The organism is Paraburkholderia sp. GAS199 (assembly GCF_050436585.1).
In the GTDB taxonomy this organism is placed as follows: Bacteria; Pseudomonadota; Gammaproteobacteria; order Burkholderiales; family Burkholderiaceae; genus Paraburkholderia.
Genome location: NZ_JBNDMM010000012.1, coordinates 202857 through 229365 on the forward strand (window position 1 = coordinate 202857; position 26509 = coordinate 229365).

26 protein-coding genes are annotated in these 26509 nt (G+C 63.8%); 13 read left to right on the forward strand and 13 right to left on the reverse strand.

Annotation, left to right across the window (positions count from 1 at the left end; genetic code table 11):
- Nucleotides 1–2 precede the first annotated feature (2 nt).
- Complete coding sequence (locus P3T18_RS34310) at nt 3–296, reverse strand: type II toxin-antitoxin system Phd/YefM family antitoxin (RefSeq protein WP_429304423.1); 294 nt, start codon at nt 294–296, stop codon at nt 3–5.
- Between the two features lie 274 nt (nt 297–570).
- Nucleotides 571–1869 carry an MFS transporter gene (locus P3T18_RS34315; RefSeq protein ID WP_429304459.1) on the reverse strand — a complete coding sequence of 433 codons (1299 nt, stop codon included), beginning with the start codon at nt 1867–1869 and terminating at the stop codon, nt 571–573.
- Nucleotides 1870–1966: 97 nt separating this feature from the next.
- Between P3T18_RS34315 and P3T18_RS34320 the strand changes: the two genes are divergently transcribed.
- Genes P3T18_RS34320 through mdcH form a run of 8 tightly spaced genes read left to right on the forward strand, consistent with a single transcriptional unit; the run spans nt 1967 to nt 9015 of the window.
- On the forward strand, nt 1967–2740 hold the full coding sequence (locus P3T18_RS34320; RefSeq protein WP_429304424.1) for a GntR family transcriptional regulator: 774 nt from the start codon (nt 1967–1969) through the stop codon (nt 2738–2740).
- Between the two features lie 8 nt (nt 2741–2748).
- Nucleotides 2749–4410, forward strand: coding sequence for a malonate decarboxylase subunit alpha (gene mdcA, locus P3T18_RS34325; protein ID WP_429304425.1), 1662 nt, complete (start codon nt 2749–2751; stop codon nt 4408–4410).
- A 2-nt stretch (nt 4411–4412) separates the two neighbouring features.
- Nucleotides 4413–5399 carry a triphosphoribosyl-dephospho-CoA synthase gene (locus P3T18_RS34330; RefSeq protein WP_429304426.1) on the forward strand — a complete coding sequence of 329 codons (987 nt, stop codon included), beginning with the start codon at nt 4413–4415 and terminating at the stop codon, nt 5397–5399.
- The gene (locus P3T18_RS34335; RefSeq protein ID WP_429304427.1) at nt 5387–5701 is read left to right on the forward strand and encodes a malonate decarboxylase subunit delta; all 315 of its coding nucleotides are present in this window, start codon (nt 5387–5389) and stop codon (nt 5699–5701) included. The genes P3T18_RS34330 and P3T18_RS34335 overlap by 13 nt, the downstream gene beginning before the upstream one ends.
- Entirely contained in the window at nt 5698–6564 is an 867-nt protein-coding gene (locus tag P3T18_RS34340) for a biotin-independent malonate decarboxylase subunit beta (RefSeq protein WP_429304428.1), read from the forward strand. The genes P3T18_RS34335 and P3T18_RS34340 overlap by 4 nt, the downstream gene beginning before the upstream one ends.
- Complete coding sequence (mdcE, locus tag P3T18_RS34345; RefSeq protein ID WP_429304429.1) at nt 6561–7379, forward strand: biotin-independent malonate decarboxylase subunit gamma; 819 nt, start codon at nt 6561–6563, stop codon at nt 7377–7379. Before P3T18_RS34340 ends, mdcE begins: the two co-directional genes overlap by 4 nt.
- Nucleotides 7379–8083 (forward strand): malonate decarboxylase holo-ACP synthase, encoded by a 705-nt coding sequence (locus P3T18_RS34350; protein ID WP_429304430.1) that lies wholly within the window; start codon nt 7379–7381, stop codon nt 8081–8083. The genes mdcE and P3T18_RS34350 overlap by 1 nt, the downstream gene beginning before the upstream one ends.
- Entirely contained in the window at nt 8083–9015 is a 933-nt protein-coding gene (mdcH, locus tag P3T18_RS34355) for a malonate decarboxylase subunit epsilon (protein ID WP_429304431.1), read from the forward strand. Before P3T18_RS34350 ends, mdcH begins: the two co-directional genes overlap by 1 nt.
- A 26-nt stretch (nt 9016–9041) precedes the next feature.
- Here the strand turns inward: mdcH and P3T18_RS34360 are convergent, their stop codons facing one another.
- The 7 genes from P3T18_RS34360 to P3T18_RS34390 all read right to left on the reverse strand — a co-directional run bounded on the left by P3T18_RS34360 (nt 9042) and on the right by P3T18_RS34390 (nt 15622).
- A complete protein-coding gene (locus tag P3T18_RS34360; protein WP_429304432.1) occupies nt 9042–9362 on the reverse strand; it encodes a type II toxin-antitoxin system PemK/MazF family toxin in 321 nt (106 codons plus the stop codon).
- Nucleotides 9356–9604: an AbrB/MazE/SpoVT family DNA-binding domain-containing protein gene (locus P3T18_RS34365; RefSeq protein WP_429304433.1), complete on the reverse strand. Its 249-nt coding sequence runs from the start codon at nt 9602–9604 to the stop codon at nt 9356–9358. The genes P3T18_RS34360 and P3T18_RS34365 overlap by 7 nt, the downstream gene beginning before the upstream one ends.
- Before the next feature lie 301 nt (nt 9605–9905).
- Complete coding sequence (gene yjfF / locus P3T18_RS34370; RefSeq protein WP_429304434.1) at nt 9906–11009, reverse strand: galactofuranose ABC transporter, permease protein YjfF; 1104 nt, start codon at nt 11007–11009, stop codon at nt 9906–9908.
- Nucleotides 11006–12037: an ABC transporter permease gene (locus tag P3T18_RS34375; RefSeq protein WP_429304435.1), complete on the reverse strand. Its 1032-nt coding sequence runs from the start codon at nt 12035–12037 to the stop codon at nt 11006–11008. The genes yjfF and P3T18_RS34375 overlap by 4 nt, the downstream gene beginning before the upstream one ends.
- Entirely contained in the window at nt 12034–13593 is a 1560-nt protein-coding gene (locus P3T18_RS34380) for a sugar ABC transporter ATP-binding protein (RefSeq protein ID WP_429304436.1), read from the reverse strand. The genes P3T18_RS34375 and P3T18_RS34380 overlap by 4 nt, the downstream gene beginning before the upstream one ends.
- A 139-nt stretch (nt 13594–13732) precedes the next feature.
- Nucleotides 13733–14719, reverse strand: coding sequence for an ABC transporter substrate-binding protein (locus tag P3T18_RS34385; RefSeq protein ID WP_429304437.1), 987 nt, complete (start codon nt 14717–14719; stop codon nt 13733–13735).
- A 303-nt stretch (nt 14720–15022) separates the two neighbouring features.
- On the reverse strand, nt 15023–15622 hold the full coding sequence (locus P3T18_RS34390) for an alpha-ketoglutarate-dependent dioxygenase AlkB family protein (RefSeq protein ID WP_429304438.1): 600 nt from the start codon (nt 15620–15622) through the stop codon (nt 15023–15025).
- A 149-nt stretch (nt 15623–15771) separates the two neighbouring features.
- Between P3T18_RS34390 and P3T18_RS34395 the strand changes: the two genes are divergently transcribed.
- Nucleotides 15772–16356: a malonic semialdehyde reductase gene (locus P3T18_RS34395; RefSeq protein ID WP_429304439.1), complete on the forward strand. Its 585-nt coding sequence runs from the start codon at nt 15772–15774 to the stop codon at nt 16354–16356.
- Between the two features lie 24 nt (nt 16357–16380).
- On the opposite strand, the gene P3T18_RS34400 is transcribed toward P3T18_RS34395, so the two are convergent.
- On the reverse strand, nt 16381–16710 hold the full coding sequence (locus P3T18_RS34400; RefSeq protein ID WP_429304440.1) for a hypothetical protein: 330 nt from the start codon (nt 16708–16710) through the stop codon (nt 16381–16383).
- Nucleotides 16711–17059: 349 nt separating this feature from the next.
- Here P3T18_RS34400 and P3T18_RS34405 point away from each other — a divergent pair, with 349 nt between their 5' ends.
- Nucleotides 17060–18223 carry a metallophosphoesterase gene (locus P3T18_RS34405; protein WP_429304441.1) on the forward strand — a complete coding sequence of 388 codons (1164 nt, stop codon included), beginning with the start codon at nt 17060–17062 and terminating at the stop codon, nt 18221–18223.
- A 92-nt stretch (nt 18224–18315) separates the two neighbouring features.
- Here the strand turns inward: P3T18_RS34405 and P3T18_RS34410 are convergent, their stop codons facing one another.
- A complete protein-coding gene (locus P3T18_RS34410; RefSeq protein WP_429304442.1) occupies nt 18316–18837 on the reverse strand; it encodes a hypothetical protein in 522 nt (173 codons plus the stop codon).
- Between the two features lie 602 nt (nt 18838–19439).
- Between P3T18_RS34410 and P3T18_RS34415 the strand changes: the two genes are divergently transcribed.
- Nucleotides 19440–20156: an MgtC/SapB family protein gene (locus P3T18_RS34415; protein ID WP_429304443.1), complete on the forward strand. Its 717-nt coding sequence runs from the start codon at nt 19440–19442 to the stop codon at nt 20154–20156.
- Nucleotides 20157–20315: 159 nt separating this feature from the next.
- Nucleotides 20316–20570 carry a GlsB/YeaQ/YmgE family stress response membrane protein gene (locus P3T18_RS34420; RefSeq protein WP_429304444.1) on the forward strand — a complete coding sequence of 85 codons (255 nt, stop codon included), beginning with the start codon at nt 20316–20318 and terminating at the stop codon, nt 20568–20570.
- Nucleotides 20571–20696: 126 nt separating this feature from the next.
- On the opposite strand, the gene P3T18_RS34425 is transcribed toward P3T18_RS34420, so the two are convergent.
- Nucleotides 20697–22217 (reverse strand): acetyl-CoA hydrolase/transferase family protein, encoded by a 1521-nt coding sequence (locus P3T18_RS34425; protein ID WP_429304445.1) that lies wholly within the window; start codon nt 22215–22217, stop codon nt 20697–20699.
- 584 nt (nt 22218–22801) lie between these two features.
- Nucleotides 22802–24976, reverse strand: a complete 2175-nt coding sequence (locus P3T18_RS34430) for an FUSC family protein (protein WP_429304446.1) — start codon at nt 24974–24976, stop codon at nt 22802–22804.
- Between the two features lie 198 nt (nt 24977–25174).
- Here P3T18_RS34430 and P3T18_RS34435 point away from each other — a divergent pair, with 198 nt between their 5' ends.
- Nucleotides 25175–26185 (forward strand): LysR family transcriptional regulator, encoded by a 1011-nt coding sequence (locus P3T18_RS34435; protein ID WP_429304460.1) that lies wholly within the window; start codon nt 25175–25177, stop codon nt 26183–26185.
- Nucleotides 26186–26509 lie beyond the last annotated feature (324 nt).

Genomic DNA, 26509 nt, shown 5'->3' on the forward strand with positions numbered 1-26509 from the left:
CGTCAGCCCTTGCGGCCTCCTCGTTTCGGCTTCTCTGTCGGTTCATCGGTCAGCAGTTCGCGCGGTGCCGCGCTGCCTGCGTTCAACTGCGCGATGGACTGTGCAAGCCGCTGGGCGTTCTTCGACGAGCTCAACAGATACAGGGTTTCCTGCATCGCGTTGAAGTCTTCGAGCGACACCATGACCACGTTTTCGCCGCTCTGACGGGTGATCAGCATCGGCGTGTGGTCGCGGCAAACGTCGTCCATCGCCTGCTTGAAGCCGGCGCGCGCCTCGCTATAAGTAAGGACGTTCATTCGTATCCCGACCGGAACCTGTGTTCCGGCCGCTCGTGTAAGAAGGTTGGAATGGCCCGCGAACAGGCGGCAACCCCGTGCTCGAAACATGCCGGGGCTTTCGAATCATTGTACATTTTGCTGTACAACTCATCAACTGCCTGAACCACCGCCCGAATCGCAAACCGCCTGCTTCCAACCGATACGAAGCATGCCCGCCGACCACCCCGCGCGCCAGTCGGCCAGATGATCTAAGCCGGCACTCGCGTGCACCACAAGACGTACCGCAGCAGACTTACTGCGGCAACACCTCGCCCTTCGTTTCCGGCGCGAACGGAATCACTAGCAGACCGACCACGAAGGCGATCGCCGTCAACGCGACCGGCAGTCCGAGCGTATGCATATGCAGGACAGCCGCGCCGAGCAGGAAGTTGACGCCCGCCCCGACGAAGCGCCCGAACGACGTGCAGAACGCGAACGCCGTGGCACGCACACGCGTCTCGAACTGCTCCGGCAGCCACAGGCTGAACAGCGCGAAATTGCCGCCGAAGAACCCCAGCACGCACAACCAGGCGATGAACGGCGCAAGTCCATTCGGCAGATAGAAAGCCCAGCCGAAACTGCCGACGATCGCCACCGCCATGCCGAGGAAATACACCGCGAGCGTTTTCTTGCGACCGATCCGCTCCGCCATCGGCGGCAGCGCGAGACAACCGAGAATCGTGAAGATCGACAGCAGACCCGTCGCAATCGAGGCCGTTCTGATCGCGTCGTTTTTCGCCATACCCGCCTTCGTGGCAAGCTGGATCACGGCGGACGGCTCGTAGACCGCGCCCGCCCACAATCCGATGATCGCGATGGTCAGCAGGATGCAGGCGACCCACGTGCGGCGGCGATACGCCGGCCCGAGAATCTCGCGCATCGGCCTGGCCCGCGCGACACCCGCCTCGGCCTTCTGCCACTTCTCCGATTCCTTCACACGCAGCAGCACCAGAATCGCGACCACCACCGGCACCGCGCCGGTCAGGAACATCGCGCGCCAGCCGTAATGCACGCCGATGGTGTAGTTCAGCGCCGCGGCGAGGAAAAAGCCCGCGTAATAGCCCGTTTGCAGATAGCCCGCGCCCATCTTGCGACGGTCTTCCGGCCAGGACTCGGCCACGTAGGTTCCCGCCAGCGCCCACTCGCCGCCAATCCCGACCCCGGCGATAAAGCGGTAAATGCCGAGCTCCCACACGTTATGCGAGGTGGCTGCGAGTCCCGTGAAAATTGCGAAGGTGAAAATGGTGCCGGCCAGCACCTTGGTCCGGCCGAATCGGTCGGCCAGCGGTCCCCAGATAAACGACAGCCCCCAGCCGACCAGAAACAGCGCGAACAGGATCGAGCCCGCGAGGCCGACGTTCGCCGGCGTAGCGGCGTAGCCCGAGCGCGGCAGCAGTTCGGTCAGTGCGGGCGTCAGCACGAGCGCATAGATGAACGAGTCCATGCCGTCGAGCGTCCAGCCGGCCCAGGCGCCCCAGAAACCCGCAATCTGCGAACGGTTGAGCGGCGTGCGCCGCCGCGCGACCGGTGTATGGTCGGTGATCGAATTCATCATGCTCCTCCGGTACTACGGTTGTCCGTACGTGACGTTAAATCCGCCGCTACCCTGACTGCATTTCGCGTTATTTTTATATATAATATTCAATACTATGAGTGACGTAACCGATGGTTTTCCCCTGGACGCCCCGCCACGCAGCCCGCTCCTGCCCGCTGCCGCGCCGCGTGAGAGCACGTCCCGCCTGATTGCCGAGGCCCTGCGCGCGGCGATCGTCGAAGGCACGCTGGCGCCGGGTGCGCCGCTGCGCCAGGACGCGATCGCGCGGCATTTCTCGGTGAGCGCAATTCCCGTGCGCGAGGCGCTGCGGCAGCTGGAAAGCGAAGGCTGGGCCAAAGTTGCCGTGAACAAAGGCGCGACGGTCGCGCCGCTCTCGGCGGACGAAGCGCGCGAGATCTACGAGATCCGCTCGGCGCTGGAAAGTCTTGCCATCGGTCTTGCCATTCCCAATCACACCGCCGCCACCCTGCGCGAGTCGGCCAGGCTGTGCCGCGCCGCCGAGCTCGAACCCGATCCCTCGCTCTACGTGGCGCGCAATGTCGCGTTCCATATGAGCCTGTATGCACCGGCCGGGCGGGCGCAGCTGGAAAGCATGATCGACACGCTGCACCGTCGCGGCGAGCGCTATCTGCGGCTCAAGTTCGGCTTGCCGTCGTACAAGGGCGAGTCCGACAGCGAACACACCGCGCTCCTCGAAGCCGTGCAGCGCCGCGACACACCCACGGCGCAAAAACTCGTGGTCGCGCATCTGCTCGGCACGGGCGATCTGCTCTATCGTTTCCTGACTGAACGCGCGCAGGCGGAAGCCACGCTTGCGAATCAACCCAAGCCGCGCGCCAGACGCACGCGCACCACTCACGGGAGCTGAATTCTCCGATGACCCGACCCGCCGAAGCACCACCAGCCGCCCGTTCATGGACCACGCGCCGCGACGAGAAGAACCGCCGCCTCGCCGCCATTGCGCCCTGGCTCGAAGACGGCGTGCTGCCGTCGCACCGCATCGTCGACGCGCTCGAAACGCTGATCAAACCGGGCGACCGCGTTGCGCTCGAAGGCGACAACCAGAAGCAGGCCGACTTCCTGTCGCGCTCGCTCGCCAGAGTCGATCCGCAAAAAATCCACGACGTCCATCTGCTGATCTCCAGCATCGGTCGTCCTGAACATCTCACGCTGTTCGAGCGCGGCATCGCGCACAAGGTGGACTTCTCGTTTGCCGGTCCGCAGAGCCTGCGCGTTGCGCAACTGCTCGAAGACGGCAAGCTGGAAATCGGCGCGATCTACACGTACGTCGAGCTGTATGCGCGCATGTTCGTCGACCTCACGCCGCAGGTGGCGCTGTTGTGCGCCGAGAAAGCCGACCGTCACGGCAATCTCTACACCGGTCCGAATACGGAAGACACGCCCACCATCGCCGAGGCCGCCGCGTTCCGGCACGGCATCGTGATCGTTCAGGTGAACGAAATCGTGGACGAACTGCCGCGCGTCGATATTCCGGGTTCGTGGGTCGACGTGGTCGTGCAGGCCGACCGGCCGTTCGCGGTCGAACCGCTTTTCACGCGCGATCCGCGCCACATCGGCGACCTGCAGGTGCTCACCGCGATGATGGTGATTCGCGGCATCTACGAGCCGTACGGCGTCACCTCGCTGAATCACGGCATCGGCTTCGACACGGCCGCGATCGAACTGCTTCTGCCCACCTACGGCGAATCGCTCGGCCTGAAAGGCAAGATCTGCCGCAACTGGACGCTCAACCCGCATCCCACCATGATCCCGGCGATCGAATCCGGCTGGGTCGACAGCATCCATTGTTTCGGCAGCGAAGTCGGCATGGAGGCGTATATCGAGGCGCGCCCGGACGTGTTCTTCACCGGCAGCGACGGCAGCCTGCGCTCGAACCGGGTGTTCTGCCAGCTGGCCGGGCAATACGGCGTCGATCTGTTCATCGGCTCTACCCTGCAGATCGACGCGGACGCGAACTCGTCCACGGTCACGCGCGGGCGCCTCGCCGGCTTCGGCGGTGCGCCGAACATGGGCCACGATCCGCGTGGGCGGCGTCACTCGAGCGAAGCCTGGCTCAAGCTCCTCAAAGACACCGGGCCGGTGTCGCGTGGACAAAAACTCGTCGTGCAGATGGCCGAAACGTACAAGAAAGGCGGCGAGCCGACCTTCGTCGACGAACTCGACGCCGTGGCGGTGGGCGCGAAAAGCGGCATGCCGATCGCCCCGGTGATGATCTACGGCGACGACGTGAGCCACGTGGTCACCGAAGAAGGTATTGCGCATCTGCACAAGGCCGAGGGCATCGACGAACGGCGCGCCGCCATCGCCGCGGTAGCCGGCGTCACGCCGATCGGTCTGCGGGCGAAGCCGGAGAAAACGGCCGAGTTGCGCCGGCGCGGCATCGTCGCGTATCCGGAAGACCTCGGCATCCGCCGCGGCGAAGCGAAACGCTCGCTGCTGGCCGCGCGCAGCATCGACGATCTGGTGACGTGGTCCGGCGGACTGTACACGCCGCCGGCACGCTTCAGGAGCTGGTAATCATGGCGCCCGCCCTGTTGCTGGATACGTCGGCCGGCGCGTTGCCCGAGCGCACGTCGCACGCGCGCGCGCCGCGTTTGCGGGGCCGTTTTTGCGCTGCACCTGCCTCCGCCTCTGCGTCACTGTCCGACGCATTGCTCGCGCGTCTCGCCACGCAGGCACTGGTCGAAGAAGCCCGGTTGACGCCGAAGCCCGCGCTGGTGGATCAGCGCGGCAGCGGCGCGCACCGCGATCTCGATCTCGCCACCATGGAACGCTCGGCGCATGCGCTGGAAGCCACCTTTGCCGCGCTGGCGCGTGCGGCGCGCCGCCGTGGCGAACCGTCGGCACTGCTGCGCACCGAACTCGCGCAGATCGGCCGCGCCGGCGAACTCGACATGCTGCGCGCCACCGGCGGCAGCAACGCGCATCGCGGCGCGATCTGGATCGTCGGCCTGCTCGCGGCCAGCGCCGCGATGCCCGCTCACGAAGCGAACACGAGCGCACCGTTCGCCGCGCAGGTCTGCTCGCGTGCCGCGCAGATCGCCTGCTTTCCGGATCGCTTTGCGGCGCCCACGGATAGCCACGGCGAGCGGGCCCGTCAGCGCTATCAGGTGGGCGGCGCGCGGCGCGAAGCACAGGACGGCTTTCCGCATGTGATCGACGTCGGTCTGCCGGCGCTCGTCGCGGCGCGCGCCAGCGGCGTCGAAGAAAACGCGGCGCGCCTGGACGCGCTGCTGTCGATCATGGCCTCGCTCGACGACACCTGCCTGCTGCATCGCGCGGGTCTGCCCGGTCTGCACGCCGGACAGCGCGGCGCGCAACGCGTTCTCGACGCAGGCGGCAGCGCCACGCCGCACGGCCGCGTCGCGCTCGCCGCGCTCGAACAGGCACTGCTTTCGCTCAACGCATCGCCCGGCGGCGCAGCCGATCTGCTCGCCGCCACCCTTTTTCTCGACATGCTGGCGCACCATCACGCCGGCGGGAGCTCAGTCACATGGAAAATCTGACCTTCGACTACCCGGCGCAACGCGCCGTCACGACTCGCGCGCATGTCGGCGTGGTGGGTTCGGGCGATCTCGAAGTGCTGCTGTTGCCGGCCGATCACGGCGCGGCGCTCACGGCGCACGTGATCGTGCACACCAGCGTGGACGGCTACAGCCACATCTGGAAAAGCGTGTTCGACCGCTTCTTCACGCGCTACGACGGCGCCGTGCAGATCGAAATCAACGACTTCGGCGCCACGCCCGGCGTGGTCGCATTGCGGCTCGCGGAAGCGGTCGAAGCCGCCGAACAGGGAGACGCCGCATGAGCACCGTCGACAATCCGCGCCCGGCACCGGTGCTGCGTGACAGCTTCATCGAATTGCCGGCGCGCGAGCGCGCCCGCGCCCTGCTCGACGCGGGCAGCTTCCGCGAACTGCTGGGACCGTTCGACCGCCTCGAATCGCCGTGGCTGCCGCTGCAAGGCGTGGTCTGCCAGGCCGACGACGGCTGCGTGATCGCGCGCGGCACCATCGACGGCGAGCCAGCCGTGGTCGCCGCGATCGAGTCCGCGTTTCAGGGCGGCAGCATCGGCGAGGTGTCCGGCAGCAAGATTGCCGCCGCGCTCGAAATGGCGCTGCGCGACTGCGAACGCGGCAAGCTGGTGCGGCCGGTCGTGCTGTTCGAAACCGGCGGCGTGCGCTTGCAGGAAGCCAATCTCGGCCTCGCGGTGATCGCGGAAATCCAGGCGGCGATCGTCGCGTTGCGCCGGCACGTGCCGGTGGTCGGCGTGATCGCGGGCATGGTGGGCTGCTTCGGCGGCATGTCGCTCGCGGCCGCCTTGTGCTCTTACCTGATCGTCACGAAGCAAGGGCGGCTCGGCATGAACGGACCCGAAGTGATCGAGCAGGAAGCCGGCATCGAGGAACTCGACGCCAGCGACCGCCGCCGCGTGTGGCAGCTGATCGGCGGCGAACAGCGTGCCGCGACCGCGCTGGCCGACGTTCTGGTGGACGACGACGCCGACGCCGTACGCGACGCCGTGCTGGCGTCGTTCGCACGCGGCAAGCCGGCTGCGCACCGCAGCGAACAGGTCGACGTTTTCCTGAAGCGGCTCGCGCAGATCGACCCGGCCACCGTCACGCCCGAAACGATGCGCGCGGTGTTCAACACGAACAAGGAGCAGGCATGAGCGATACCATCGAAAGCCGCGGCGCGCGCTGGTTCCGCGCGCTGGCCGGCGCCTCCGCCAGCGCCGCGCCCGTCCTGAGCGGCGACGCAACACTGGGCGACGACACCGCGCGTTTCGTGGCGGTCGTGCCCGATGCGGGCAACCGTTTTCCGCGCGCCGTCGACAACGTGGTCGGCCTCGAACAGGGCTGGCTGCTCGGACGCGCCGTGCGCGCAGCGATCGACGCCGACGCCGCGAGCGGCACGCGCCGCCCGATCGTGGCGATCGTCGACGTGAAGAGTCAGGCGTACGGTTATCGCGAGGAGATGCTCGGCATTCATCTCGCGTGCGCCGCGGGGGTGGATGCTTATGCCAGCGCGCGCGACGCCGGACATCCCGTGATCGCGCTGATCGTCGGTCCGGCCATGTCGGGCGCGTTTCTCGCGCACGGCTATCAGGCCAACCGCATCGTCGCGCTCGACGCGCCCGGCACCATGGTGCACGCCATGGGCAAGGAAGCCGCCGCGCGCGTCACACGCCGCACGGTCGAAGCACTCGACGAACTCGGCGAAACCGTCGTGCCGATGTCGTACACGATGGCCTCTTTCGCCAAACTCGGCCTGCTCGACCAGTTGATCGGCAGCGTCGACGCCGACGCGCCGGACGCAGCGCAGGTGGAGCGTGTGCGTCAGGTGCTGATCGAGCAGATTCGCAGCACGCGCGCGGATAGCCACCGCGATCTGTCGCACCGGTTGATGTCGCCTGCCGCACAGCAGAATCGCGCGGCGTCGATCGAAGTGCGGCGGCGCCTCGCCGAACAGTGGGACGCCGTGTAATGCCCGTCTGCGCGGCGCCGCCCTTCGCTGCCGATCACGCGCGTTCGTGTGATGCGAGATGGCGCGCGCACGACTTGCTGCGCCTGCGCCGTTTGCCGTATTTCGACGGCGAACCGGACTGGGTGCGCGCCGCTTTCGAACGCGCGCCCTACGTGGTCGTGCGTCGCGCTTTGACGGCCGATGGCTTTCTGGCGGTCGGCTTGCGCGGCGCGCAGCGCTCGCACCGTTACGGCACGTGGGTGAAGACGGACGATGTCGACGATGCCGTCACGCCCGAAGCATTGTGCGGTCGCGAACCGCCGGCAACACGTGCCGGGTTGCCGGCGTTCAAGGCACTCGCGGCGTTGCAACGTGATTGGTCTCAGGCACGCACTGCCACGGAAAACGCGCTGGTTTGGGGGCCGACCGGCAGCACCGGTTTCGAACTCGCCACCCAGGTGAGCGCCGTTTCCGCTTCGAGCGATCTCGACCTGCTGATTCGCACGCCGGCCAAACTGCCGCTCGAACACGCCGCCCATTTGCTCACCCAATTGCAAACAATTGCCGCAGAAGCCGGTGTTCGCATCGACGCGCAACTCGAAACACCCGCAGGCGGCGTCGCGCTGGCTGAATGGGCGGCAAACAAACCTCGCGTGATGGCACGCCATGCGCGCGGCCCGCAGTTGATCGCGGACCCATGGGCTTCGGCTCACGAGATGCGCTGATGCTCGCCTTCCTCTTTCCCGGCCAGGGCGCACAAACCGATGGCTTTCTTCATCGGTTGCCAGAACGCGATGTGGTGCAACGGACGCTGCAAGAAGCGTCGGACGTGCTCGGCATCGACACACTCACGCTCGATACGGCCGAGGCGCTGCGCTCCACGGTCGCCGTGCAAATCGGCCTCACCGTGGCAGGCGTCGCCCACGCGCGCGCGCTGGTGGACGCCGGGCTCACACCCGAAATAAGCGCGGGCCTGTCGGTTGGCGCCTATGCAGCGGCGGTAGCGTGCGGCGCGATCGAATTCGCCGACGCCCTGCGCATGGTTCGCAAACGCGCCGAACTCATGGAAGCGGCCTATCCATCCGGTTATGGTCTCGCGGCCATCTCGGGTTTGAGCGAGCACGAAGCCGGACAACTCGCAGCGCGACAGACTGACGACGGCGGCCAGCCTGTTTATGTAGGCAACGTGAACGCACCACGCCAGATCGTCATGGCGGGCGCAGATGCCGCGCTGGACGCTTTCATGGAACGCGCATTGGCCGCGGGCGCGCGCAAGGTGACGCGTCTTGCGGTGAGCGTACCCTCGCACTGCGAACTGCTCGCGCAAGCCACCGACGAACTCGTGGCCTACGCGCGCGACGTGCCATTCAAAACGCCGCACGGCATCTACGTCGACAACCGCGGCGGCCGCCCGCTTTATCACGCCGACGCCATTCGTGACGATCTCGCCACCAACATGCGCTACACCGTACGCTGGTTCGATGCCCTGACCGTGATGCAGGAAATGGGCGCGCGCGTGCTGATCGAAGCACCGCCCGGCCAGGTGCTGACAGACATTGCGCGCGACAACTTTCCCGACACCAGCGCGCTGGCCGCGAGCACGTTCTCCTTCGACAATCTGATTGCAACCGCGCGGCGGCGTCTCGAGCAAAGCTGACCTGCAAAGCGGTCTTCCGCGCACGCCTACTCGATGAATAGCTCTTGCAAGGTGGACAACGCATCCGTTAGTGCGCGGTCGGAAATCGCACCGGCGCGTTTGACGAGCCGCGTTTTGTCGACGGTGCGGATCTGGTCGAGCAGAATCAGACCTTTTTTGCGTAGAAACGTAAGCGGCACACGGAACGGAGCCGGCTGACCGGCGGTGGTCATGGGTGCGACGATCACCGTGCGCAAATGATCGTGCAACTCCGCCGGAGAGACCACGACGCAGGGCCGCGTTTTCTGAATCTCACTGCCCACGGTTGGATCCAGCGCAACGAGCCAGACCTCGCCGCGCGCTACCATTCGAACTCCGAATCGCCTGCGTTGGGAAACTCGCCCATGACCAGCGCGTCGGCCTGCGAAGCCGCAAGCGAGCGGCTCGCCTCGGCCCAGCCCGCACGCGCTTTTTTCTGTGGACGCCTGATGACCAGTGCGTCGCCTTCTACTTGCATATCCACTTCGTCCTCCAGACCCAGTTGGGCCAAAATCGGTTTCGGAATCAGCACGCCGTGGGAATTTCCCATGCGGCGAATGGTCGTTTTCATGGCAGTGCCTATGGATAAAATGCTAAGCGGCGGACGCGGAAAAGTAAACACATTGTTATTACAGTGTAGCACGGCAAACGATATAGGACGAATGACATGCGCACGGCAGTTTCCACGCAAAAACACCGTTGCCACGCGTGGGAATTCGTCGCTGCGGAGTGAGGGGATGTCTGACGAACTGCTGTCGCGCAGACAATCGGTGCATCGGCGCGCGGAAGAACTGTAAAAGCAAAACATCGTGCGCGACCCCGGCCAGGCAGTCGCGTCTATGCGGGCAGATCAGGCGTTCAATGCCGGGCGGTCACAGTGCCTGTTCCGGTGCGCGTCCGATTGCCTGCGTATCCGGCGCGCTCGCCTCGGCGCGTCGCGTGTCGCCCTGGCGTCCGGGCGTCACGACCGCACCGGTGCCGCCGGGCCGACGCACCGACTTCGCGTGCCGCTCGATCAATCTTTGCAGCAGACAGAACGCGCACAGCAGCGCGCCGATCACGATGCGCGTCCACCATGAACTGAGCGTGCCGTCAAAGGTAATCAGCGTCTGGATCGTGCCGAGAATACCGACGCCGAACAGCGAGCCGATCACATAACCCACGCCGCCCGTCAGCAAGGTGCCGCCGATCACCGTCGCGGCGATCGCATCGAGTTCCATGCCCTGCCCCTGCAAGCCATAACCGGAGAGCACGTAGAACGTGAAAACCGCGCCGCCCAGCGCCGAACAGAAGCCGCTCAGCGCATACACGCCGATGCGTGTGCGGGCCACCGGCAAACCCATCAATAGCGCCGAGCGCGCATTGCCGCCGACCGCGTACACGTTGCGGCCGAAGCGCGTGAAGTGCGCGACGTAGATGGCGACCAGCAGCGCGGCGAAAGCGATGATCACGTTGGCCGTCACCGAACCGATGCCGATGTCGAGACGGAACGCGGAAATTTTCTGGAACGTCGGATCGGTGATCGTGATCGACTGCGTGGTGATCAGAAAACACAGGCCGCGCGCGAAGAACATGCCCGCAAGTGTGACGATGAAGGCCTGCAGCCGGAAGAAATGAATCAGCGCGCCTTGTACCGCGCCGAACACCGCGCCCATCAGCAGGACGATCGGCACGATCACCCAGACCGGCCAATGCATGCGCTCGGAAAGCACGGCTTCGACGATGGTGGTCAGCGCAACCACCGAACCGACCGACAGGTCGATGCCGCCCGAAACGATCACGAAGGTCATGCCGATGGCGACGATCAGCAGGAACGCGTTGTCGACCAGCAGATCGAGCAGCACCTGCCATGAAAAGAAACCCGTGTACATGACCGAGCCGAAGCCAAACAGCGCGCAGAACAGCAGGATCGTGACGGCGATCGGCAGCGTGCGCGGGTCGACGATATGCGCCCATGCGTCGAGAAGACGTTTCATCGCGCCACCCCGCGCTGTCTGAACACGGACATGGCCATCGCGCGCGCCGACGGCGACTGGATCACGCTGACCGCGAGCACCACGGCCGCTTTCACGACGAGTGTCGCTTCCGGCGGCACGCCGATCGAATACGTCGTGTAGGTCAGCGTCTGGATGATCAGCGCGCCGAGCACGGTGCCGGCCAGACTGAAGCGGCCGCCGAGCAGCGACGTGCCACCCAGCGTCACGGCGAGAATCGCGTCGAGTTCCAGCAGCAGACCGGCGTTGTTGCCGTCCGCGCTGCGCACGTTCGAACTGATGAGGATGCCCGCCATCGCGGCAGTCAGCCCCGAGAACCCGTAGACCGCGAAAACCAGCGCCTTGGACCGCAGCCCGACGAGACGCGTCGCCACGGGATTGACGCCGATCGCGCGAATGAACAGCCCGAGCGCGGTGCCTTCCACGAGCGTCGCGGTGGCGAGCACGGCGACCGTGGCAATCCACACGGAGCACGGCACGCCGAGCCAATAACCTCCGCCGACGAACAGATAGCCCGGCGCGCCGATCGGAATGATCTGCCCTGCCGTGAGCAGCTGCGCGATACCGCGTCCCGCCACCATCAGGATCAGCGTCGCGATGATCGGCTGCATGCCGACGAACGACACCAGCAGGCCGTTCCACATGCCGCTCAGCACGCCGACGATCAACGCGGCGATCAGCGCCTGCGCGATCAGCCCAGGAGTCGGCACCGGCTGGGTCGCGAGAATGGTGGCCGCCGCCGCGCCCGCGATCGCCACGACCGCGCCCACCGAAATGTCGATGCCGCGCGTCGCGATCACGAGCGTCATGCCGGTGGCGACGAGCACCAGCGGCGCGGCGCGATTGAACACGTCGATCGGCGCGCCGAACAGATGGCCGTCGAGCATGCGCAGCGATAGAAAATGCGGATTGACCCACAGGTTCAAGCCGCACAACAACGCGAGCGTGACGCATGGCCAGATCAACGGACGCTCGACTCCGTCGCGCGCGAACCAGTTCGATAGCTTCATTCGCCGCTCCCCGCAATGAGCCGGTAGATGTTGTCTTCGTTGGATGCGCTGCCCGCCACTTCCGCGATCTTGCGACGGTCGCGCAACACGGCGACGCGATGGCTGACCCGCAAAACCTCGCTGATTTCCGAGGAAATGAACAGAATGCTCAGGCCGTTCGCGCACAGCGCGAGCAGGCGATCCATGATGTCGAATTTCGCAGCCACGTCGATACCGCGCGTGGGTTCGTCGAGGATCAGGAGTTTAGGATCCGTGGCAAGCCAGCGTGCCAGCAGCGCCTTCTGCTGATTGCCGCCGGACAGCAGGCCGATGGGCTGCTCGGCGTCGGCGGCCTTGATGCCGAGACGTTCGATCCAAAGATCGGCCAGTTCGCGCGCGCGCTGCCGGTTGATCTTGCGCCACCAGCCGCGACGCGCCTGCAACGCCAGCAGAATGTTTTCGCGGATCGACAGTTCGGCCACGATGCCTTCCTTCTTGCGGTCTTCCGCGCAGTAGCCGATACCGTGGCGCACTGCGTCGCGCGGCGAATGCAGACGCACCGCGCGCCCGTCGACGAGAATCGTGCCGCTGTCGGCGCGGTCCGCGCCAAACAGCAGGCGCGCGGTTTCCGTGCGACCCGAGCCGAGCAATCCCGCCAGCCCGAGGATCTGGCCGGCCTGCACGTCGAGGTCGATCGGCTGCAGCGTGCCGCGACGTCCTACACCACGCAGTGCGATGAACGGCTGACCGGGTGCAGCCGCGTCGGCGCCCGGTTGCGGATCCTGCGCGCGCGGCGCGTCGTGAGCGGCTTCGCGCAGTCGCGCGCTCATGCGCTCATGGCCGACCATTTTCGACACGAGCTGATCGGCCGGCAGATCGCGCGCGAGATACTCGCCCTCACGCTCGCCGTTTCGCATCACGGTAATGCGATCGGAAATGGCATACGTCTGCTCGATAAAGTGCGTGACGAACAGAATTGCGATTCCCGATTGCTTAAGATGCCGAAGTATTTTGAAAAGCTGTGCGACCTCGCTGTCGTCGAGGCTCGACGTAGGCTCGTCGAGGATCAGCACGCGCGCGTCGACGGACAAGGCACGCGCGATTGCCACCATCTGCTGGACGGCGATCGGGTATGCGTCCAGCGAACGCGTGACATCGAGCGACACGTCGAGGCGTGCAAGCGCCTGCTGGGCGCGGCGCTTGATGTCGGGCCAATCGATCGCGCCGAAGCGCCTGGGTTGCCGTCCCGCGAAAATATTCTCTGCCACCGAAAGATTCGGGCACAGGTTCACTTCCTGATACAGCGTACGTACGCCGGCCGCCTCCGCTTCCTGCGGGGAAGCAAAGGCCACGATATCGCCGCCGAGGCGGATCGTGCCCGCGTCGGGCGCCACCACGCCCGTCAGCACGTTGATCAGCGTGGATTTACCGGCGCCGTTCTGGCCCATGAGCGTATGGACTTCGCCGGGAAACAGACGAAAATCGACGCCTTGCAGCGCCTTGACGCCGGGGAAGGTCTTGCTCACGCCGGTGGTGGCAAGAATCGGTTCGATGGATTCGGAAGCGGAATGCGTCATAGACCTCGCTCGATCGATGGGGCAATGATTCGGTTAGCTAAGCAATATTCCGGGTAAAAGAGACCGCCCGCTACCGAAGCAGCCGGGCGGCCAGGCACCACTGGAGAAATGCTCGTATGTCCGTGCGAATCTGTGAGGCTTAGTATTTGCGCGTGGGCAAAGTTTGCGCTGCCACGCTCATCGGGAAGACTGTCTCTTCGGTCAGGATGCGCTTCGGCAGCGGCTTGCCGGCCACCACGTCCTTGACGGCCGACATCAACTGCGGTCCGAGCAACGGGCTGCACTCCACGTCCACGTTCATCTTGCCCGCAGCCATGGCCTGGAAGCCGCCCTTGGTCGCATCGAACGAGACGATGGTGATGTCCTTGCCCGGATGCATGCCGGCCTCTTCCATCGCCTGAATGGCGCCGAGCGCCATATCGTCGTTATGCGCATAAACTACATTTATTTTATTTCCGTATGTTTTGATAAATGCTTCCATGACCTGCTTGCCGCCGGCGAGCGTGAAATCGCCGCTTTGCGACGCGATGATCTTGAACTTGGGATCGCTCTTGATGACTTCGATCAGACCGGAATGGCGGTCGTTGGCCGGTGCCGAGCCAACGGTTCCCTGCAGTTCCGCGATGTTGATGGGGCCTGCGTCGTTTTTATAGTGATCAGCGAGCCAGTGACCGCCGCGCCGGCCTTCTTCCATAAAATCCGAACCGATCATGGTTACGTAAAGCGACGTGTCTTTCACGTCGATATTCCGGTCGGTCAGGATGACGGGGATTTTCGCGGCCTTGGCTTCCCGCAGCACGGGCTCCCAGCCCGATTCCACGACAGGCGAAAACGCGATTACGTCGACTTTCTGCGCGATATACGAGCGGATCGCCTTGATCTGGTTTTCCTGTTTCTGTTGCGCGTCCGAGAATTTCAGCTTGATTTTCGCATCGGCCGCCGCCGACTTCACCGACTCGGTATTGGCCGTCCGCCATGCGCTTTCCGCACCGACCTGCGCAAAACCAAGCGTGATCTGTTTGTCCTGCGCGTAGGCGCCGGGCGTTGCCAGCGTCAGCGCTCCCGTGCCCGCGCAGAATGCGAGCGCGCCCAACGCACGACATGCGGCGCGTCGTGAATTCGCCATGACTGTCTCCTGATCGTTGTTGTGTTGGCGATCCATCCAACCGGCCCGCAGTTCGCACGGCCCTCACGGTGCGTGGATCGTGATGTAGCGTAGTGTGCGACGCGTTAACCGTCCAATCATATGATTCGCGTCGGCGATACCAATTTCGGTATAGCGGGCGGGACCGGTTGCCGCGTGGACCCTGCGCGGCTGACGCGACCCGGACGGAGGCGCGCGGCGCTTGCCGCGGCTAGTACGCGAACACCTAAGCGCTTTCTTAAGGACCGCTGTGAGCGGCCCGCCGCGATCGGCGGGCGCTTCGCGTTACGCGCTCGTTTTGCGCGGCGTCACCCAGCGGAACGTGAGATTGATACGCTCACCCGACACGCGCGGCTCCTTGGGGACGCGATGACGCCACTGGGCTTGCGTCTCGCCCTTCATGACGAGGAGGCTGCCGCCTTTCAGCGAAAACGACTGCACGGCGCCGCTTTTGTTATGGCGCAGATCGAAGGTCCGCGCCACGCCCAGGCTAACCGACGCGATCACGGGACGCGCGCCGAGTTCGGGTTCGTGGTCGGCGTGCCAACCCATGCTGTCGGTGCCGCTGCGATAGCGGTTGATCAGCACGCTATTGAAGCGCGAGCCGCTCGTGGCTTCGGCGGCCGCCTTGAGTTCGGCGACGGCCGGCGTCCACGGTTGCGGAAGATTGCGGATGCCGGAATAGATGTAGACGGCGTCCGGCTCGCCCTGCCACGCGGTCAGCCGGGGCAAGGGAATGCGGCCGCCCGGCGTGCCCATCGTGTCCTGCCGCCACTGCACCTCGTCGATGAGTTGCGTCAGCGCTCGGGTCGCGGCTGCGGGTTCGAGCCACTCGGGATACCAGTCGACGTCGGGCGTCGGCAGGTCGTCGAAAAGATCCTTCATCGGATTGCCTGAATGCAAGGGCGCGCGCACTGCACGCCTGAGTGAAAACCTTGGCTATTATGGCGGCAGCGGCGGCGCCCGACCGTGTGCGAGCTTGCGCTGTCATTCATTTCATCACCGCTCATCGAGCCTTTCAGCATTCCACCATCATGACTCTCTCCGACCAGGCCCTCGACCAGCTCTTTCGCGAAGCACGCACGCATAACGGCTGGCTGCCCCAACCCGTCGACGATGCCGTTCTGCATCAACTTACCGAACTCACATTGCTCGGCCCGACCTCGGCGAATTCGAGCCCCGGCCGTTTCGTCTTCGTGAAAACGGCGGAAGGCAAAGAAAAGCTGCGCCCGGCACTGTCGGCCGGCAATCTGGAGAAAACCATGGCGGCGCCGGTAACGGTGATCGTGGGTATGGACATGGCTTTTTACGAGCATCTGCCGAAGCTCTTTCCGCACGCCGACGCGCGCAGCTGGTTCGCCGGAAACGAACGCGCGATCGCGGACACTGCGTTCCGCAATTCGACGTTGCAAGGCGGCTATCTGATCATGGCCGCGCGGGCGCTCGGTCTGGACACCGGGCCGATGTCGGGTTTCGATGCCGCCAAGGTCGACGAAGCGTTTTTCGCCGGCACGAGCGTGAAGGCGAACTTCCTGATCAATCTGGGCTACGGCGACGCGTCGAAGCTGTTTGCGCGCAGCCCGCGTTTCTCGTTCGACGAAGCGGCTCGCATCGCGTGACGCCGTTATGCGGCGCCAGCGCTGCTAGCTGAGCACGGCGATGTAGAACACCACCACGCCAATCACCGCACCGACGAAGCAGAAGCCTTCGTCGGCGTCGTCGCCGGCTGAGCGCAACCAGGCGCCCGCCGCGCCGAACAGTCCGGCAATGCCCAGCGCAACGCTGAGCATCACGACGTCGAATAGGGCGCTCTTGCCGAGCTCGGAGAAGTCGATATCGCGCACGCCGAAATACAGTGCGATCGCCATCAAGGAAATGCCGACCAGCGGCAGCATCACGTGAGACCCCTCCCGGCCAACATGATGCCCCTGGTGAAAGTGGCGTTCGTGGTTGCCTGATCCGAGTAGCTTCATGATGCGTCTCCTCCCGCGCCGTCAGCAGGCGGCGCAATGAACCGCTGCCGGCCTCAGATGCCTCTCGTCAGCGGGTTCTCTTTCAGAATAGGTCACGCGCGAACGCAATTCAAAGGCCATTTAATTGGGGTGCGGCGCAGCGCGCCGATGCCAATGCGTTCTGTGTCGCAGCGCGGTTTTCGCGCTCGGGTCGCGGCCTCCGAGGCGGCTCCGGCAAGCGGCTGAACATGCCGGTAGAATGGTCCGGCTTGCCGGCTGGCGCGCGCTTTGCGTGCTACTGACTTAACTGCCTGCCGAACTGCCGCCGCTGCTTCTCTGGCCGCGGCCCCTTCCCGCCTCTAATCTTTCTATGCGCCGCTCATCGTTTCTTGTTCGCATCATTCTGATTGGCATCTTGCTGCATATTTACGTCGGCTTCCGGCTGATTCCGGATCTGCCGATCAGCGCGACCGGCCGCTGGCTGTGCGCGTTGTGGCTCATGCTGTCGGTCCTCGTGATCCCGCTCGGCATGATCGCGCGCACCATCAAGCGGCAACCGCTCGGCGATCGTCTCGCGTGGGTCGGCCTCCTGGCGATGGGCTTCTTTTCGTCGCTGCTGGTGTTGACCTTCGCGCGGGATCTGGCGCTGGCTTCACTACTAACCGTCGACGCGATCTGGCCTAACACGCTCGCCCTCGCCTCGTGGCGCACGGGCAGTGCCGAAGCCGTGCCAATCCTTGCGCTGCTGTCGACGCTTGTCGGTCTGTTCAACGCACGGCGCCGCGCAAAAGTGGTCACGATCGAGGTGCCGATCGACGATTTACCGAAAGCGCTCGAGGGTTTCACCATCGTGCAGATCAGCGATATTCACGTTGGCTCGACCATCAAGCGCCGCTATGTGGATGCGATCGTGGACGCGGTGAATCGGCTGAAACCCGATCTGATCGCCGTTACGGGCGACGTGGTGGACGGCAGCGTGCAGCAGCTGACCAATCACACGCAGCCGCTTTCGCGCCTGAGCGCCCGTCACGGCGCTTTCCTCGTGACCGGCAACCACGAGTACTACGCCGGCGCGAATGCCTGGATCGACGAGTTCAGACGCCTCGGCCTGAACGTGCTGATGAACGAGCACGTGATCGTGGACCACGACGGCGCCCGCGCCGTGATTGCCGGCGTGACCGACTATTCCGCGGGCCATCACGATCCGCTGCATCGCAGCGACCCGGCCGCCGCGCTGGCCGGCGCGCCCGGCGACGTGCTGATCAAGGTGCTGCTCGCGCATCAACCGCGCTCTGCGGAAGCGGCGGCCGCGGCCGGCTTCACGTTGCAGTTGTCGGGCCACACGCACGGCGGTCAGTTTTTCCCGTGGAATTTCTTCGTGCGGTTCCAGCAACCCTTCACCGCGGGACTGGCGCGACTGAATGGGCTCTGGGTCTACACGAGCCGAGGCACTGGCTACTGGGGTCCGCCGAAGCGCCTCGGCGCGCCATCTGAAATTACGCGAGTGCGGCTCGTACCGGGTGAACCTGATTAATTTCCTGACCTGGCGGATCGCTCCTTAGCCGTTGTTCACGACGACCGACAGATAAAAAAGCGCGAGTGTCCCTATTAGGGACACTCGCGCTTTTATTGCACCGGCGCAACCGCCACGCTGACTTGCGGGGCAAACGCTACCGTGACCTGCATGCCCGGCGTGACGCCCGCCACCTTGGCCGCGTCGCGCCCGCGAATGTGGAATACCGAGCCATTCGCGCCCTTCAGGGCCATGACGCCCGACGCGTGATCGACGGCCTGAACCTGGGCCACGACATTCTGAACACTACCCGACGACGCAAGCTGCGCTGCGTCATGCGCGTCGGCACCACGCGTGATGCTGACCACCGCGTTACGCGTCATGCGGATGTGAACCTTGCTGCCCGGCCTGATCTGCGCGAAGTTGCTGGTGTCGGTAATGTTGAACGAGGCTTCCGCGCCTTGCGCGTCCAGCACGGCGACCGCGTGCGTTGCCATATCGACCGACTTCACGACACCATCGGCCTGCAGCGTGCTGCTGCCCTCGAACGGCGCAGGCAAACCCGCAGCCAGCGACACCAGCGGCACCGCCGCGAACAACACACCGGCAACGATGCCGCGAATTCTGTCTTTCATACTTTCCTCAAGTGAATCAAACGGAACAGCAAGACGCTTTCCGAAATGTCCAAACAGTGTGTTTTCCGGGATGACCATCGTCAACATTCGGAGTCCGTATTTATGTCAGATCGAATAGACATGTAGGAGGGAAAATTCTCCAGCACCTGGCTTTGCAAGCTCCGCGTCAGCTTTGCTGATGGCTTGACTTATCTTCATAGAGCCGCCTAAAATCCGCGCAGTTCTTCAACCCGGAATCACGATCTTGGACAGTAGCAGTCGTACCCGTCGAGCTTCGATTCGCCCGATCGCCTGATCGGCAAGATTTCCGCGTCAGCCGTTCGTCTGCTGCCGCCGTCTTGCCCTCGGGCCCGACGGTGCGCGTCGTTATACCTCTCGCCGTTTTATCTTTCATTGCCAGTGAAGTGCTGCGTGGCCCGATGCCAGCGCGGCCGCTTTGCTCGCGCGCTTTGCCTGCCTGTTCCGCTCGCGCCGATTGCTGCGCCGACACGCTCGTCCGTGCTCGCCTTCTGCATTTTCAGGCGCCCGCAGCGCGCTTACGTGACGCTGTCACGCGTGCGGTACACACTATGCGAACACGCGCACCAACTTTCTGACTAACGATGACTATCGAATTCGTGTGGCGGCTGCTGGCCGCCTTTGCCTGCGGCGTTGCGATCGGCCTCGAACGGCAGATGCGTCAGCGCAATGCGGGACTGCGCACCATCACGCTGGTGGCGAGCGGCGCCTGCCTGTTCGTCACGCTCGGCGTATTGACCGGCAACGGCACCAGCGGCATCACGCAGATCGCCGCTTACGTGGTGTCGGGCGTCGGCTTTCTCGGCGGCGGCGTCATCATGCGCGACAAGGGCTCCATCCAGGGCATCAACACCGCGGCGACGCTCTGGTGCTCGGCGGCGGTCGGCGTTTTGTGCGGCGCGGGACACTACGGCCCGGCTATCGCGGGTACGCTCGTGGTCCTTCTGACCAATACCGTGCTGCGTGAAGTCAGCCGCATGATCAATGCCACGCCGGTTTCAAACGCAGACCTCGTGCGCGAATACGTCCTGACGATCGTGTGCCGCGAAGCCGACGAGATTCATATCCGCACCGCCGTGTCCAACTCGATGTACTCGACTCCGCTGTCGTTTCAAAGCCTGACGAGCGAAGACGTGGAAGGCGCCGAAGGCAGTGAGCGACGCATTCGCGTGACCGCGATCCTGAAGCTGCATCCGAAAGACCAGCCGAAGCTCGAACAGATGGCAAGCCGCATCAGCATGGAAAAGAGCGTATCGAGCGTCAGCTGGATTGCGAAAGAAGCCGAGCCGACGCCGGAGTGATGTCGCGGTAAGTCACCTTTATGCGCGGGCATCGTCTACACTTAAGCTGCAATAGATTCAGACAATGTTAATTCCGCGTCCTGAATATGGACTGTCCCATAGCCTTCGACTAAGCTCTGTCACCGTGAATTCTTCACACTCAACCATGGAGTCTCGATTATGGAACACGGCATCATTGCATGGCTCATCATCGGCGCAATCGCCGGCTGGCTGGCCGGCGTGCTCGTCAAGGGCGGCGGCTTCGGCCTGATCGTCGACATCATTGTCGGGATCGTCGGCGCGTTCATCGGCGGCTGGCTCGCGGGCGTGCTGCATATTTCGCTCGGCGGCGGCTGGATCGGCTCGATCATCACGGCCGTCATCGGCGCGGTGATTCTTCTGTTCATCATCAGGCTTATCCGACGCGGAACCTGACGTAGCAAACGCTCATGCGGCGTCAGCGGCGAAAGCCGGCTGACGCCGTTTTTGTTTGTGTTTCTTTTAAGTTGTTTACCGCGCTGGTTTTATCTAGTCTCCACGCCGACAGCGCGCTTTCCTCGACTAGCTCGATCGGCCCGCTTCCGTGACGGGCAACATCGATCCGCTATCGCGCAGACGCGTGTGCCATGCGAAAGCTTCATCCAGTCGGTGCGGCGTCTGCCCGCCGCTTTTCAGTGCTTCGCGGTAATAGTCGCGAAGCAGATCGCGATACAGTGGATGCACACACTTTTCGATGATCGCGACGGCGCGCTCGCGCGGTGCGAGTCCACGCAAATCGGCCAGTCCCTGCTCCGTTACCACGACGTCCACGTCATGTTCGTTGTGATCGCAGTGCGGCACCATCGGCACGACACTCGAAATGCGGCCGTCCTTCGCAATCGACTTCGTCGCGAAGATCGCACATGACGCATTGCGCGCGAAATCGCCGGAGCCACCGATGCCGTTCATCATGTGCGTTCCGCCCACATGGGTCGAGTTCACGTTGCCGTAGATATCGAATTCGAGCGCCGTGTTCAGCGCAATCAGCCCGAGCCGGCGGATCACTTCCGGGTGATTGCTGACCTCCTGAGGCCGCAGGACGAGACGCTCGCGATAGCGTTCGAGCTCGCCGAACACCTGGGCTTGCCGGCTGGCCGACAGCGTGATCGACGCGCCCGAGGCGAACCTGACCTTGCCGGCGTCCAGCAGATCGAAGGTCGAATCCTGCAGTACTTCTGAATAGATGTCGAAGTGGTCGAACGGCGAATCGACAAAACCCGCGAGCACGGCATTGGCAATCGTGCCGATGCCGGCTTGCAGCGGCGGCAATTGCGTGGGCATGCGTCCGTGCGACGCTTCGTGCTGGAAAAATTCGATCAGATGCCCGGCGATCAGTTGCGTCTCCGCGTCCGCGGGCAGCACGGTGGACGGACTGTCCGGCTTGTCCGTGATGACGATGGCGGTAATCTTTTCCAGCGGAATCTCAATGGCACGCGTGCCGACACGATCCCGCGGACTGACGATCGGCAACGGCTCGCGATGCGGGCGGCGGCCCGGAATCCAGATATCGTGCAGACCTTCGAGTTCGAGCGGTTGCGCAAGGTTGATCTCGACGATCACCTTGTCCGCGAGAATCGCGAAGCTCGCCGAATTGCCGACCGACGTGGTCGGCACGATACCGCCGCTTTCGGTGATCGCGACGGCCTCGATGATGGCGACGTCGAGCTTGCCGAGTTGATTGGCGCGCAGCATTTCGACCGTCTCCGACAGGTGCTGGTCGACGAACATCACGTCGCCGCGATTGATCGCGTCGCGCAGGGTTTTGTCCACCTGAAAAGGCAGACGGCGCGCCAGCACGTTTGCTTCGGTGAGCAGGCGATCGACGTCGTGACCGAGCGATGCGCCGGTCATCAGCGTGATCTGCAAAGGCTTGCCTTCCTGACGCACGCGTTCGGCCAGTGCGACGGGAACGGCCTTCGCGTCGCCCGCGCGCGTGAAGCCGCTGGCGCCGACGCGCATGCCGTCCTGAATCAGAAGGGCCGCTTCGGCCGCCGATGTCAGCTTGTCGCGCAATGCGGCACAACGAATCCGGTCTTGATACATGAATCGAGTCTCTCCATAGTCATCGCTCTCCGGTCTGCCGCTGCGCACGTCTGCGGTGTGCTTCGCCGATAACCGGGTTGTTGCACCCTGCCGCGGCTTCACGACAGGGTGTGTGCCGCTTGCGATCAGGCGGCGGGGGTTGCGGGTCGAACCCGCAGGTTGACGCGAATTTGCGTCTTCGAGACGCGTGGCGCTGATCAGCTGCCGAAGTAGATATTGCAGAAGCTCACCGGTCCAACACACTCTTCCGTTTTGACATTCGACGCAGCCGCGCGGCCTTCCGTTGCGACGCCTTGGGCACGTGGCATTTCCGTTTGTGCGACGCGCGATTCCGGCGCGGACGGCGCCGTTTGAGCGTGGGCGACGGCCGCGGACATTGCACAGACAATCAAAACACTCTTCAACACTTTCATTTCGTTCTCCGATACTTTCGATTGCACCCCGCAGGAAGTTTTCTTCTGGACTGCGGGGCAGCAATGAAACTATATGACCGCGATGTGTGCAGATAAACGCGTGCCGGTGAAAGTGATCCTTCCATCTGGCAGAAGGATCGGCGGCGAGGCGCGCTGCGACGAAATCGCGTGTCAGCGCGTGTTGAACGGCGCATCTTTGTCGAGCAAAGCCGTGCGGATGAAATGCAGACAGCTGAGGATGCGCTGCAAATCGTGGCGTTTGTCGCGGTCGGCATGAACGTCTTCGAGTACGTCCTGGGCAATCCATGTCGCAGCTTGCACGGACCGGATCGCACGATCTAAATTGGACGCGTCGGGCAGCGCGAAGAGACGCGCCACGTCGTCGCGGATGCGTGCCAGGCTGCTTGTCCAGTGTGGATGAAGCGTATGGGCGTACGCGGCTCGCACAAGCTCATGGCGCAAGTCGATCATCGCGTGCCCGACTTCGAGCGTGGCGAGCGTCCATCGTAGTGCTCGCCGGCGTCGTCGGGAACGCCGTGTCAATTGCAACTGCAATTGCGAAGTGAGATCGTGCGTGCCCGATTGAAAGCGCTGATTGAGACCACGCAGGTCGTCGTTGCAGGCGGATATGACCTGTGCGCGCAGATCTTTTTCGATGCGCCCGATCAGCCATGGCATATCGGCCGGAAAGACCACCGAGAACGCGAGCGCCGCCAGCAACAACGACGCGGCGATCGCAATTCCGTTGTTGATCACGAGATCCGGCGCATACGTGATTACGTTGTCCGGACCCGCCAACAGACAGAAGAACACGGAAAACCCGATGCCGTAGCCCGCGGCGCGTTTGCGCGTGGCAATGAAGGCACCGAGAGCGAGCACCGGCGCCAGCGTCGCGCAGAGCAACGGAAAGCCGTCGATGTTCGGGTAGACGTAGCAAGTGAACAGATAGCCGGTCATGGTGGCGACGACTGCGCCCGCGGCCATCTGCGCGGCCATCTTCGACGGATTCGGGGCGCTCGACGTCAACGCGCACGCGAGCGCCGCGCCGATTACGGCGAAACCGCCGCTGGGCCAGTCGGTCGCGATCCAGAACCAGCCGGCGATCGCCATCACCACCGCGGATCGAACGAACGTGAATCCGACCACGAAGCCGTTCGTCCTGCTGACGTAGCGGCTTGCGCTCCGCGCCGCGGCAGCCGGCTTTTCCCGCCGACGCTGTGCGAGCGATGCGTACGTTTCCGAGTAACGAATCCAGTCGTCGACGAAACGGTATAGCAATTCGGCGGCCGTATCGAAGTCAGCCAGCGAATCGAGCGCGGGGTTTTCCAGCGGACGCCGGGTTTCGCGCACGCGTCGTGGCAAGCCGGCCTGAAAATGACGCAACCGTGCGGCGACGCGCGATGGATCAGCACCGGCGTCGTGCGTCGACGCCAGCAGCGCCGAGAGTTCACCAAAGTAAGGCGTCATTGCCGTGACGACAGGCAACTGGCCGCCGGCACGCAGACGCCGGCCCAACTGATGCACCGCATGCAAGCGCGCGCAGGCGTCCATGAACTCGCTGTTCAGGCGGCCGAGATGCTGACTTTTTGACCGCATTGCCGGATCTTCGAATGCGGCGAAAGTGCGGGTCGCCTCGAAACCAACGATTTCGTCGACGAGACTCGCAAAACGCCGCTCGAATGCGCCGCGCTCGATCCCGCGACCGAGCGCCTCGACGGCGAACGCAGTAAAATTTTCGTAGCGAATCCACAGCGCGCGGCGTAACGCGAGGCTGGAGCGCTGCGGCACGATCAAGGCGCTCACTGCGCTCGAACACACGATGCCGACCGCCACCTCTGCCGCTCGCGTGAGAGCGGCGAGAAACAGGTCGTGAGGCGCCATGACGTTCGGGATGCCGATCAGCGCGGCCGTATAGCCCGCCAGCACGAAGCCGTACCACCGGAAATGGCGATACCTGACGGCCGCGGCAATGCACGCGCTCACCCAGCCGATCATGCCGATCATGTACAGCTCGGGCTGCTGGACGAACAATCCGCCGAGCACGATCGCGGCGACCGCGCCTACCGCGGTGCCGAGGATGCGATAAAAGCTCTTGGCGAGTACCATGCCGCTGAATGGCTGCATCAGCACGAACACCGTCGTCATTGCGATGCGCGGCTGCGGCAAATCCAGCAGCATCGCGATGCCGAGCGCCAGCAGGCCGGCCACGACGGTTTTCAGGAGGTGGAGCCATGTCAGGCCGTCGTCGCTCGCCCAGTCACGAATCGACGGGCTAAGCGTTTGCCACATGACCGTCCACTGACGGCGCAGATCCGCTGTCGGTTTGATCGCATGTTGGCGTTTCATCGGAAAGCGGGCGCCCCGGTTTATCGCTGGGAAAGGTACCGATGAACTCTGCGTAGACCGGCAGGCATGGCGCCGATTGTAGGAGCGCACGGCGCGCGCATTAAGAGGACTGGCGCGGAACGTCCCTTCCAGAAAGAACAACAATCCACCATCGCGATAAGCGGACAATACGGCCTTAGCCGTGAAATAGAAGGTCTGATGGATACGTTACAAAACATGCGAGTGTTCGTCCGCGTGGTCGAGGCTGGCAGTTTCACCGCCGCCGCGCAGTCGCTCAACTCCACGACAGGCGCAATGTCTCGCGCGGTGTCGGAACTCGAAGCACATTTGCGAACCCGGCTCCTGAACCGCTCGACGCGACGACTCGCGCTTACCACGGCGGGCGAACGCTATCTCGAACGATGTCAGCAGATTCTCGCCGATGTCGACACGGCGGAAGAAGAAGCGAGTTGTGCGCACGAACGCCCGAGTGGCCCGCTGCGAATGCATAGTTTTGCCAGCATCGGACAGCACTACGTGCTGCCGGCGATCTCGCGCTACCGTGCGTTGTATCCGGAAGTGACGGTGGAACTCACGCTGTCGCAGCGGATGCCCGATCTGTTCGAAGGAAGCAGTGACGTTGCGGTTATCGCCGCGTCGACCTTGCCCAATTCAGATCTCGTTTCGTTGCCGCTTGGCACGACTTTCAACATTCTTTGCGCGTCGCCCGCCTATGTCCGGACACATGGTGCGCCGAAAGACCCGGGCGATCTTGCGCATCACGAGTGCCTGATTCTTCACACGCCGGCCTTCCCGCCGCACGAATGGGTGCTCGATGGTCCGAACGGCAGCGAAACGATGGAAGTGAACGGTCCCGTTCAGGTGAATATCGCGGAGTCCTTAATTGTGGCGATCCGCGAAGGCATGGGAATCGGCATGCTACCGCTCTACTCCGCAATTGCGGGCTTGCGCGACGGGACGCTGGTTCGCGTATTGCCGGACTACACCTTGCAGAAGACGAACGTTTTCGCGCTGTACCCGTCGCGTAAATTTATCGACGCAAAGACGCGGACGTGGGTCGAATTTCTTCGCACGCATTTGCCAGAAGTAATAGCTCGCGACGAGGCTCTGCTAGCGGAAGTCGGGGCGGGTGCTGACGTCGAGAACGTTGCGGCCGTGGATTTGGATGTCGGCGACGAGGGCGGGATGTCGTTGGATGCGAAGGATTAGCTGGGCGGGATTTTTATGGAGTCGTTTCGCGCGGTTGCGCGGAATGACTTTTAGACTGCCCCATATAATTCGTCGGATAACGTGAGGCTTTCTTTTGCTTTTGCGCCGTCTGCAATTGAATACATCGTGCAGGTCTGCAGGGCAGGTTCGACGGACGTACGCCTGCCTTTGTTTTGTTTTTTCCGCGTCCCAAACGCAAAAACCCCGCCTTTTGGGGCGGGGTTTCTGGTTGCTGCTAGGGAGCCTGACGATTACCTACTTTCACACGGGAATCCGCACTATCATCGGCGTGGAGTCGTTTCACGGTCCTGTTCGGGATGGGAA

Excerpts from the sequence above, each read along its gene's own strand:
- P3T18_RS34310 (WP_429304423.1), bottom strand. The coding sequence starts at position 296 with ATGAACGTCCTTACTTATAGCGAGGCGCGCGCCGGCTTCAAGCAGGCG.
- P3T18_RS34315 (WP_429304459.1), bottom strand. The coding sequence starts at position 1,869 with ATGAATTCGATCACCGACCATACACCGGTCGCGCGGCGGCGCACGCCG.
- P3T18_RS34320 (WP_429304424.1), top strand. The coding sequence starts at position 1,967 with ATGAGTGACGTAACCGATGGTTTTCCCCTGGACGCCCCGCCACGCAGC.
- mdcA (WP_429304425.1), top strand. The coding sequence starts at position 2,749 with ATGACCCGACCCGCCGAAGCACCACCAGCCGCCCGTTCATGGACCACG.
- P3T18_RS34330 (WP_429304426.1), top strand. The coding sequence starts at position 4,413 with ATGGCGCCCGCCCTGTTGCTGGATACGTCGGCCGGCGCGTTGCCCGAG.
- P3T18_RS34335 (WP_429304427.1), top strand. The coding sequence starts at position 5,387 with ATGGAAAATCTGACCTTCGACTACCCGGCGCAACGCGCCGTCACGACT.
- P3T18_RS34340 (WP_429304428.1), top strand. The coding sequence starts at position 5,698 with ATGAGCACCGTCGACAATCCGCGCCCGGCACCGGTGCTGCGTGACAGC.
- mdcE (WP_429304429.1), top strand. The coding sequence starts at position 6,561 with ATGAGCGATACCATCGAAAGCCGCGGCGCGCGCTGGTTCCGCGCGCTG.
- P3T18_RS34350 (WP_429304430.1), top strand. The coding sequence starts at position 7,379 with ATGCCCGTCTGCGCGGCGCCGCCCTTCGCTGCCGATCACGCGCGTTCG.
- mdcH (WP_429304431.1), top strand. The coding sequence starts at position 8,083 with ATGCTCGCCTTCCTCTTTCCCGGCCAGGGCGCACAAACCGATGGCTTT.
- P3T18_RS34360 (WP_429304432.1), bottom strand. The coding sequence starts at position 9,362 with ATGGTAGCGCGCGGCGAGGTCTGGCTCGTTGCGCTGGATCCAACCGTG.
- P3T18_RS34365 (WP_429304433.1), bottom strand. The coding sequence starts at position 9,604 with ATGAAAACGACCATTCGCCGCATGGGAAATTCCCACGGCGTGCTGATT.
- yjfF (WP_429304434.1), bottom strand. The coding sequence starts at position 11,009 with ATGAAACGTCTTCTCGACGCATGGGCGCATATCGTCGACCCGCGCACG.
- P3T18_RS34375 (WP_429304435.1), bottom strand. The coding sequence starts at position 12,037 with ATGAAGCTATCGAACTGGTTCGCGCGCGACGGAGTCGAGCGTCCGTTG.
- P3T18_RS34380 (WP_429304436.1), bottom strand. The coding sequence starts at position 13,593 with ATGACGCATTCCGCTTCCGAATCCATCGAACCGATTCTTGCCACCACC.
- P3T18_RS34385 (WP_429304437.1), bottom strand. The coding sequence starts at position 14,719 with ATGGCGAATTCACGACGCGCCGCATGTCGTGCGTTGGGCGCGCTCGCA.
- P3T18_RS34390 (WP_429304438.1), bottom strand. The coding sequence starts at position 15,622 with ATGAAGGATCTTTTCGACGACCTGCCGACGCCCGACGTCGACTGGTAT.
- P3T18_RS34395 (WP_429304439.1), top strand. The coding sequence starts at position 15,772 with ATGACTCTCTCCGACCAGGCCCTCGACCAGCTCTTTCGCGAAGCACGC.
- P3T18_RS34400 (WP_429304440.1), bottom strand. The coding sequence starts at position 16,710 with ATGAAGCTACTCGGATCAGGCAACCACGAACGCCACTTTCACCAGGGG.
- P3T18_RS34405 (WP_429304441.1), top strand. The coding sequence starts at position 17,060 with ATGCGCCGCTCATCGTTTCTTGTTCGCATCATTCTGATTGGCATCTTG.
- P3T18_RS34410 (WP_429304442.1), bottom strand. The coding sequence starts at position 18,837 with ATGAAAGACAGAATTCGCGGCATCGTTGCCGGTGTGTTGTTCGCGGCG.
- P3T18_RS34415 (WP_429304443.1), top strand. The coding sequence starts at position 19,440 with ATGACTATCGAATTCGTGTGGCGGCTGCTGGCCGCCTTTGCCTGCGGC.
- P3T18_RS34420 (WP_429304444.1), top strand. The coding sequence starts at position 20,316 with ATGGAACACGGCATCATTGCATGGCTCATCATCGGCGCAATCGCCGGC.
- P3T18_RS34425 (WP_429304445.1), bottom strand. The coding sequence starts at position 22,217 with ATGTATCAAGACCGGATTCGTTGTGCCGCATTGCGCGACAAGCTGACA.
- P3T18_RS34430 (WP_429304446.1), bottom strand. The coding sequence starts at position 24,976 with ATGAAACGCCAACATGCGATCAAACCGACAGCGGATCTGCGCCGTCAG.
- P3T18_RS34435 (WP_429304460.1), top strand. The coding sequence starts at position 25,175 with ATGGATACGTTACAAAACATGCGAGTGTTCGTCCGCGTGGTCGAGGCT.